Here is an 8,071-nt window from a genome sequence, read left to right as displayed (position 1 = left end):
TCCTTTGAACCCCCAACGCGTCCCCCATGTCCCATCTCAGCCGCGGTGAAACAGACGCCGAAAAGCCGCACGCCCAGGCGGCCGCACCGGTTCGCGCCCACGGCGTGATGAATAGGGCGGGCTAGGTGGAGCGAATTCAACATTTGAGTCCCGGTTGCGGCCAGGTTTGGTTTCAAATGGCAAATTCAAAAAATCCACTGAATTCATAGAGTTACAAGTGGTCCGGAAGAGTCCGACATTTGCTCGGGCGCGTGCTGCAACGGGCTGCAAATGTCGGAGCCGGACCACTTGTGCCTCGATGGCCCGGAGCGGCGCGCCCATCTCGCCCGGCACGATTTCGACCCGTCGGGGTCTGGAAACACAAGCCGGCAATCCCAAGTCGATTGCCGCTGGTGCACAGTCTGGCCAAAAGATGCGGCCTGCTCAACTGCTTTGGGCCGATCGCGAGGCGGGACGAGCCGTCGCGCGATGGGCCCTCCCGGTATCCAGTGCCACGGCATTCCCCTCGCACGGGGCAGCAGTCAGGATGTGGTCACTCGCCGGAGGGCTTGGACGGCGGCGTTTTGGCAGTGGCATCTTAGGCGAGCCTCAACGAAGCGCGAAGGCCAGCAGCCCAAGCACGAGGGCGCAATTCAACAGCCTGTAGGTGACCAGCAGCCGGCCGTGCGACGGCATGCGATAGAACCACTCAATCATACTGGAACCTTTCGCTCAGGATCTGCCGGGCGGGAACCCCCAACTCCATCAGGGTATCCTCCATGCCCGCCATCATCGCCCCCGGCCCGCACAGAACGAACAGCCAGTCCCTCATCTCGGGCCGAAAATGCCGGCGCAGCAGGGCAGCGTCGACCAGGCCGACCTCGCCCGTCCACTCGGCGGCCGGCTCGGACAGCACATGCACCACTTCCGTCGCATGCTCGCGTGAGAGCCGCTCAAGCTCCTCGCCCGCAACGATTTGCTCTGCGGCGCGATTGCCGTAAACGAGCAGCGTCTGCCGCCAGTCTTCCTCCAGGTGGAGCTGGCGCAGGATACCGAGAAGCGGCGCGATGCCGACACCGCCGGCGATGAGCCCGATCCCTGGTTCCCGACGTCCGGCGACGACCAGATTGCCATGCGGCCCGTCGATATGGGCGACCGTGCCCGGCGTGATCTCGCTGATCGTGTGCGTGAAATCGCCCAACTCCTTTATGATGAATTCCAGCCCCGGCCCCGATTGAGGCGCCGAGGCGATCGAGAACGGGTTTTCCCGCAGCGAGAAGACGCTGTTGCCGACGTTGAGCCAGACGAACTGGCCAGCGAGATAGTCGAGCCCGTCGTGGCCTTCCGGCTGGATCGTCAGCCCCCACGTCCTGAGCGCGAGGGGGTGAACGCGGGTAACGCGCCAGGGGCGTTGCCGCTGCTGCAGTGGCCGCACCACGTAGACGTAAGCGAGCGAGGCCATTGCCAGGGCGAACAGGCCGATCCAGGTATTGGCGAGCACCGGATCGGCACTGTAGCGGCCGGCCGCAAGCGTGTGGTGCAGGACAAGGCCGGCGATCAGCGCGGCGCCGATCCCATGCATCAGGCGCCACGTTTCGTAGCGGTAGCCAACATGATCCCGCGCGATCGACACCAGCACGAAGACCACCAGCAGCACCCAGCCGAGAATGCCCGTCCACAGGCTCTCGATATCGTAGGACAGCGTGAGGTGCCGGCTCGGATCCCAGGGCCGCGGAGGGTTCAAAGGGGACTGGTAGAGGAAGGGATGCAGCAGCGCGAGGACGAGCGCCGAACGCGCGAGCAACTGATGAAAGCGCATGGTCACATCCATGCCGATGCGCCGGGAGGCGGTTCTGAAGCGCCCCGACAGCACGAATTCCACCAGTATGATGGCAAACGCCAGCAACCCCGCTCCCGACGCGAGTTCGTCCCAGAACGGGCGCGCCGGACGCGCGCCAATCCAGGCGAGTATCAGCGGTGCCAACGTGACGGACAAATACAGTGCTACGAGCAAAACCGGCGGCATCGGACCTCGAACCTATTGGAGCGAATTGGATATCTGAATCCCGGTTGCGGCCATACTCGCCCTTAAATGGCGAAATCGGACCACTCGTGGATCAATCGGAACCTCCGGGTTGCGAGCCCGCGTGTGGCTGATCTTGTGCCTCGATGCGTTGATGCGTCGGCAAGGGTCGTGGTGGTGCGAAGCGTCGGCGTGTTACCCCTGACACACCCTTGTGAAGTCAGTATAATGCGGATCGCCGATTTGGACTGACCTCGATGATGATGCCTCCAACGGGCTCGGCGCTCAAGGACAGGTCCGGATGACCGAGTACACGCTCTATTACTGGCCGGTTCCTTTTCGCGGCGAATTCGTGCGCGCCGTTCTGGCGCACGTGGACGCCTTGTGGACCGAGGCCGACGTGCAGGCCCTGAGTGCCCTCATGGCCGAGGAGCCGGGCCGTCAGGTGGTGCCGCACATGGCTCCGCCGGTTCTCACGGATCACGCTGCCGGTTTGTCGCTGGCGCAGACGCAAGCCATTCTGATCTATCTGGGCGGCAAGTACACGCTGATTCCGGAGGATCCGGCCCGTGCGGCGTTGACCTCCAAGATCATCGCGGATGCCAACGACGTGCTCTACGAAATGACACGCTACAACGGCGCGCAATTGTGGACGCAGGACCACTGGGACGCCTACAGGCCGCGCCTGGCGAGGTGGATGGAGATCTTCGAGGAGCACGGCCGCCGGAATGGACTGTCGGCCCAAGCGGGCTGGTTTCTCGGCACGGATGCGCCGGGACTCGCGGACCTCGTGGTTCATATCCTGTGGGGTGTGATGACGGCAAAACTTCTGCCTCTGAGGCCGCTGCTCGAGACGAAGGCGCCCGGTGTTGCCGGCCTCTCGGACCGGATCGGCGCGCGTCCGGAGCAGGCGGACCTGCGCGGCCGCAGCGACGCGGCTTACGGCGATGAATGGTGCAGCGGGCAGATCGAGGCGTCGTTGCGCGCTGTGCTTTGACGTTACTCATGACAATGAACCGCCCGGTTGCCGAAGGGCTTTCGGGGCGCTGTCGCGGCCCATCCGGCATCGGCGCCTATATTGATGGATAGGAAATCGGGCGGGCACCGCGCAAACCGCCGTGCGTGAATTGCTCGCGTGCTGGATGCAGACCCATCGCGGTCGGGGCGTTCTTGGTGCGCCGCGCCCTTCGCAATTTTGACCTGGATCAATGTCATTGCCGAGCCCGGGTGGTTTCTCTCACCGATGCATGAACCGCGCTCGATTGCCGACTGTTCAGCCAGCTTTCGAGCGAAGCGGGACAAGGGAGGCATGAGCCATGTCAATGCCGATGTTCCACCGCGTTGAACGACGCGCGCGACGCATGCACGACATGATGGAGCGTCTTGGCGTCGATCCGGGCAAGCTCGTCCGGCTGCAAGGTGGCGACGCCTACAGCGAAGCGCGTCTGCGGTGTCTGCGCTGCGCAGCGGGCGACGAGTGTCTCCGGTGGCTGGCTGCACCGACGAGTGCGGAAAGCCTTCCGGAATTTTGCCCGAACCTGACGCTTTTCAGGACATGCGCGCGGAATTAGCACGCGACGTGTCGATCACTAGCCGGCGGCGCGCGCCGGCTTCGCGCGACGGGTGTGGTTTCGCGCCAGCGTGAATGCCATCGAACGGGTCAGCTCGTTTGTCTTGCGCCTGGAGACCCAACACAAGGCAGGCTCATTGCGGGGTACGCAGGTCGCCATACCCATGTCGCGGGTGGATTTGGCCGATTACTTGGGTCTCACCGTCGAGACCGTCAGTCGTTGCCTGAGCCCGTTGAAACGCGAAGATCTCATCGCGCTGCCACATCCACAGATCTTCGAGGTGATCGATCGCGCCGCCCTTGGAAAGGTCGCCTGCGCCAGAAACGGCTTGGGGCATTGGATCTATAATGCCTGACTATCTGGATTTCAGCGAAGAGGAGGTGATGCGCATGCATCGCCTTCTGGCACGCGAGGGCGATGAGGAGAATAACGCAGATCCGCCAGATGCCGAAGATCTGCGTGTGTTGGCGTTCGAGCGGGAAGTGCGCCGGCACCTGCGCCGCGTCCTCATCGAAGGGGCATGGACGTACCGCGTGCCGGCGCGCGTCAGTCCCAAGCTGCACGCCCGATTGGAGATGCTGCCCAAGCCTGTGCGTGACATCGCCTGGAAGGCTCAAGTGCGGCTCTGCAATCGGTATCGGCCGCTGGCCGCGTCCGGCAAGCCTAAAGCCGTGGTCACGACGGCGATTGCGCGCGAAATGGTGGGCTTCATCTGGGCGATCGCCCGGCATGTGCAGGAGGCGTCGGCCACAGCCTGATCCGGCGATCACACAAGGTGCCTGCCGTCGGAGGCGGGGCATAAGACGACGGTTGAGCAAGCTCTCATTCGCGGGTTGGGTGCCGCCTCCTGCTGCAGGCACCACGTTCTTCGATACCGAGCACGCTGGCGGAGCGATCATGCACGCCCGTACTCTTGACAGCGAACATGAGAGCAGGCTGCTGAAAAACCCGGCGACACCCCGAGACCGGAGGCACGGGCCTTCGTTTTCAGGCGATCTCCGCAATCCCGAGCGCCTGTTCGGTCGCCATCACCTGGTCCGCCAGATCGATGGAGGCCGTGGACACGCGGTTGAGCCTGCGGTCCTCGAACACATCCACCCGGGCGGCGTGCGTCTCGCGCCAGGCCGCGATCCGTGCGTCGCGTTCAGCAATCAATGCTTCGATATGCGGGCGGAACAGGGTCATCATGCCAGCCAGCCATTGCCGGGTCTCGGCAAAGGGCGCGGTCGGTGTGAGCGTGAACCCGCGCACCAGCGGGATCACCTCGTTGGCTTGCAGCCACGTCTCGCCCGTCACCCAGCGGTTGGTCGTGAACAGGCCGATCGGCTGGCTAAGCGCGTCCACGGAAATCGCGATCAGGTGCGTCGGCCGCGGACCATTGCCACGCCCCGCGGGGGCATGCCCGCCTCCGGCTTCTCCATCCCTGGACCCGCCCGCGTCCATGCCTGTCGTTCCGGCGCTGACGGGGGGCGCACCGTCGGGATAGACAAAGACGTGAAAATGCCCGTGCTCACCCTCGCCCCGCTCGTCTTCGGGATGAGCGTGGTAGTAGAACTGGACACCCGTTTGCCGGTCCAGTACGTCGCGTGACGGGTAGTGCGCCCAGGTCTCCACCTTTTGTGCGCCCGGCATCAGGGCGGAAACGACGCTCGCCCCCGACTGCGCCAGCGCCCTGCCGGCGAGGATCACCTGCTCGGCGGCTTCGTGCATGGCTTCGAGTTCGGCAACTGGGCGGCCGCTCAGCGATGCGGCTCCATCAGTCGCGGCGACAGACGATGCCGTGGCCTGGGCCATGGTTATCCTCCGTTGCTCGGTTGCTCGCGCGGACCGTCTCGGCCAACGTGCGCTGTTCCTGTTGGTGGCACCCGGCCAAAGGGTAGCCGGGGCCGGCTTGCTGCGCCGCACAGGACGTGGAATGCCTCAGCCCTGCTTGGGCAGTGGTTTCATGTCCAGGATCTCGCGCACCTTCCATTCGCGGCTCGGCTTGAGGCCCACCGTTCGGCCTTCCTGGACTGCGATCTTGGCCGGCACGCCACTGGCCGCGCGATAGAGCGCCCACGCCGCGCCCACGCGGTTGGAAGACTGACAGTGCATCAGGATCGGGTAGTTGGCCGGATCGTTGATCACCTCGGTGATGCGGTCGACCTGATCGGCTGTCGGCGCGCGTTCGCTGACGGGCACATGCACAAAGTTGAGCCCGACATTGCTGGCACGGTCACGCTCGGCGTCAGCCCCTTCCTCGGCGGTATTGAGTGTGAGCACGGTCTTGAAGCCGAGCGCCTTGACGATGGCGTAACCGTTCTCGGAGATCACACCCCCGGTGCCCACATATGGTGTGGCGCGCAGGTAGTTCTTGACCACGCCGGGCATGGCGTCGCCGTAGGCCGCCTGCGTGTAGCCGGCCGGCACGTCGAAGGGATTGTCGGCCGGGCTTTCGGCGCTGGCCGCGTAGTCTGGTGACTTGTCGGCGGCCGCGTCGCCCGCCTCTGCCGCCGGACCGCACGGGTTCACGGCACCACAGGGATTGGACGGTCCGCACGGGTTCATCTGCGCCTGGGCTGCGGCGACCACGGGTGGCAGTTGGGTCTGTTGGCTGATCACGGCCGTGCCGGCACCTGCGGCCACCGCCACCGCGGGCAGCATTGCGATCAGGGATTTGCGTTTGCTCATGCCTTCACTCCTGGATTTGGGTTGGATGGCTGGACGGGGCAAAGCCCGCACACACCGCCGGCCCGGGCTCGCCGGCGTATGTTTGGTCATGTCCGTGCCTCAAGTTGGCCGCTGGCCTGCAGGTCGGCCTGCTCATCGATCTCGTCGGGCTCGATCGGGCCGCCGAACACCCGCTCCAGACGGTTGCCGAGCGCGAAGCCGAACACCCCGATTACCACCAGCGCCGCCAGGATGACCCACGTCGGCAGCCCGAGCAGGTCGGACATCGTCTGGCCTTTCGGACCCTGGCCAGCGGTATAGAAGGATTGGAGCGGCTCGTAGAGCCAGGCGAAGCCCGCCACGCCGATCACCATCCCGACCATGAACACGAGTGCATCGAGGCGGCCTGACATCAGGCCGGCCACCGACGTGCCGGGACAGTACCCGCCTATGGCGAAGCCGCCGCCGATCAAGAGCCCGCCGAGGGCGATGGCCCAGAAGTACGTGGTGGGAATGTAAACCTTGTCCGACCCGAAAACGCCGAAGACCTCCAGCAGCCAGAGCCCGGCGGCCGCGACGACGACGGCGGTGAACATCACCTTGAATACCGCCCAGTCGCTGAGCCGGAATTGCGCGGTGAGCTTGCGCGGACTGCCGAAGCCGGCAGCCTCGAGAATGTAGCCGAACAGCACGCCGGCCAGCAGGCCGGCGGCCACGCCATTGTCGTAGAGCGGCTGGTCCATCACTCCCAAACCCTCCGCGTCAGCATCGAGAACAGGAAACCGCCAACAAAAAAAGCGATCAGGAACAGGAAGCCGGCCACCGCCAGCGTTCCACCGCCCGAGAGCCCAAGCCCGGAGGTGCAGCCGCGCGCCAGGCGGGCGCCGAAGCCGGTCAAAATCCCGCCGCCGAGCGCCAGCGCCAGCCGCATGCCTGCGCCTGTGCGCGGACCCCGCTCGACGCCGAGCCGGAACCGCCGCGCCGCCAGGCTACCCGCCAGCGCGCCGATGGCCATGCCCACCACTTCCCAGGTGATCCAGGCGAGCAGCGGCGTGCCCGCTCTCAGGTACCCACCGAGATAGGCGTTGCCCGCCGTGGCCTCGGGCAGCAGCCAGCCGCCGAGTGCCGCCGTGGCGCGCGTGAAAAAGCCGCTTGCGCCGAGGCCGTGTCCGGTGATGACAAATGTGAGCAGCAGAACCAGGCCCAGCGCTATGCCGGCGATGAGCGGCGGCCAGTAAGGTTGGGGATGATCTGGCATGACGTCTCCTTTCCAGGGGTGCGTTTGCACGATGTCACTGCGCGATGTCACACTGCGGGCGAACGAACTCGAACAGCCCCGTTGCCATTGATGCAAAGTTGTTGGAACACTCGGCTCATATCAAGGTTTGCGAATATGGCAGCGTCGAAACGTCGCCCGGCCAACACTGGCCACAGCGCGCAAACACATACGCCCGGAAGCGGTTCCCGCCGGCGCACCAAAACGCGGCCGGGGGGGGTAGCGCACCCCACGCCGCCGTCAGCGTTCGCCGCCCCTATCTGGCCGCGGGTCAAGAGGCCTGGAACACCTGGGCCTGGCAGGTTGCTGAAGAACCCGCTTGCTGACAGCGGATTGCGAATAAAATTCTGTCGCGCCGTCATTTCAGGAGGGCGGCATGCAGGGATCGGACGCTGAGAGCGGGTCCTTGTCCAGCAATGTGGATCTGGACGAGCGGATACCTTTGGGGTATAGCGCGACAATCTGGATGTGAGTGGCGCGTCAATCAAGGTGAGATCGCGGCGGCCGGGAGTAATGATTGTCGCTGGCGGTGCTCTTGGCAAGTTTTTCCTTCCACCGGCACCGCAATTGCGG

At 65.0% G+C, this 8,071-nt stretch carries 8 protein-coding genes and 1 pseudogene; 4 read left to right on the top strand and 5 right to left on the bottom strand.

The annotated features are described in order from the left end of the window. Window positions 1–688: 688 nt before the first annotated feature. Window positions 689–2,005, bottom strand: coding sequence for a ferredoxin reductase family protein (locus tag AC52Q4_RS09755; RefSeq protein WP_495536606.1), 1,317 nt, complete (start codon window positions 2,003–2,005; stop codon window positions 689–691). Window positions 2,006–2,303: 298 nt separating this feature from the next. Between AC52Q4_RS09755 and gst the strand changes: the two genes are divergently transcribed. From gst to AC52Q4_RS09735, 4 genes and pseudogenes are all read left to right on the top strand, one after another. Beyond that, complete coding sequence (gst, locus tag AC52Q4_RS09750; protein WP_495536605.1) at window positions 2,304–2,999, top strand: glutathione transferase, Atu5508 family; 696 nt, start codon at window positions 2,304–2,306, stop codon at window positions 2,997–2,999. A gap of 319 nt (window positions 3,000–3,318) precedes the next feature. Further along, on the top strand, window positions 3,319–3,573 hold the full coding sequence (locus AC52Q4_RS09745) for a DUF6455 family protein (protein ID WP_495536604.1): 255 nt from the start codon (window positions 3,319–3,321) through the stop codon (window positions 3,571–3,573). 70 nt (window positions 3,574–3,643) lie between these two features. Next, a complete protein-coding gene (locus AC52Q4_RS09740) occupies window positions 3,644–3,928 on the top strand; it encodes a helix-turn-helix domain-containing protein (RefSeq protein WP_495536603.1) in 285 nt (94 codons plus the stop codon). A gap of 142 nt (window positions 3,929–4,070) precedes the next feature. Further along, window positions 4,071–4,331, top strand: a pseudogene (locus tag AC52Q4_RS09735) (IS110 family transposase); the annotation flags it as partial. A gap of 229 nt (window positions 4,332–4,560) precedes the next feature. Here the strand turns inward: AC52Q4_RS09735 and AC52Q4_RS09730 are convergent. The 4 genes from AC52Q4_RS09730 to AC52Q4_RS09715 form a co-directional block, all read right to left on the bottom strand. Continuing rightward, entirely contained in the window at window positions 4,561–5,367 is an 807-nt protein-coding gene (locus tag AC52Q4_RS09730) for a DUF6969 family protein (protein WP_495536602.1), read from the bottom strand. A gap of 126 nt (window positions 5,368–5,493) precedes the next feature. Next, entirely contained in the window at window positions 5,494–6,243 is a 750-nt protein-coding gene (locus tag AC52Q4_RS09725) for a protein tyrosine phosphatase family protein (RefSeq protein WP_495536601.1), read from the bottom strand. Window positions 6,244–6,329: 86 nt separating this feature from the next. Then, the gene (locus AC52Q4_RS09720; RefSeq protein ID WP_495536600.1) at window positions 6,330–6,965 is read right to left on the bottom strand and encodes a DUF6691 family protein; all 636 of its coding nucleotides are present in this window, start codon (window positions 6,963–6,965) and stop codon (window positions 6,330–6,332) included. Beyond that, the gene (locus AC52Q4_RS09715; RefSeq protein WP_495536599.1) at window positions 6,965–7,480 is read right to left on the bottom strand and encodes a YeeE/YedE thiosulfate transporter family protein; all 516 of its coding nucleotides are present in this window, start codon (window positions 7,478–7,480) and stop codon (window positions 6,965–6,967) included. Before AC52Q4_RS09715 ends, AC52Q4_RS09720 begins: the two co-directional genes overlap by 1 nt. Window positions 7,481–8,071 lie beyond the last annotated feature (591 nt).

It is taken from the genome of Nitrococcus sp., from assembly GCF_059432795.1.
The sequence above is the reverse complement of the archived record's forward strand: the minus strand, read 5'-3'. Positions and strand labels throughout refer to the sequence as shown.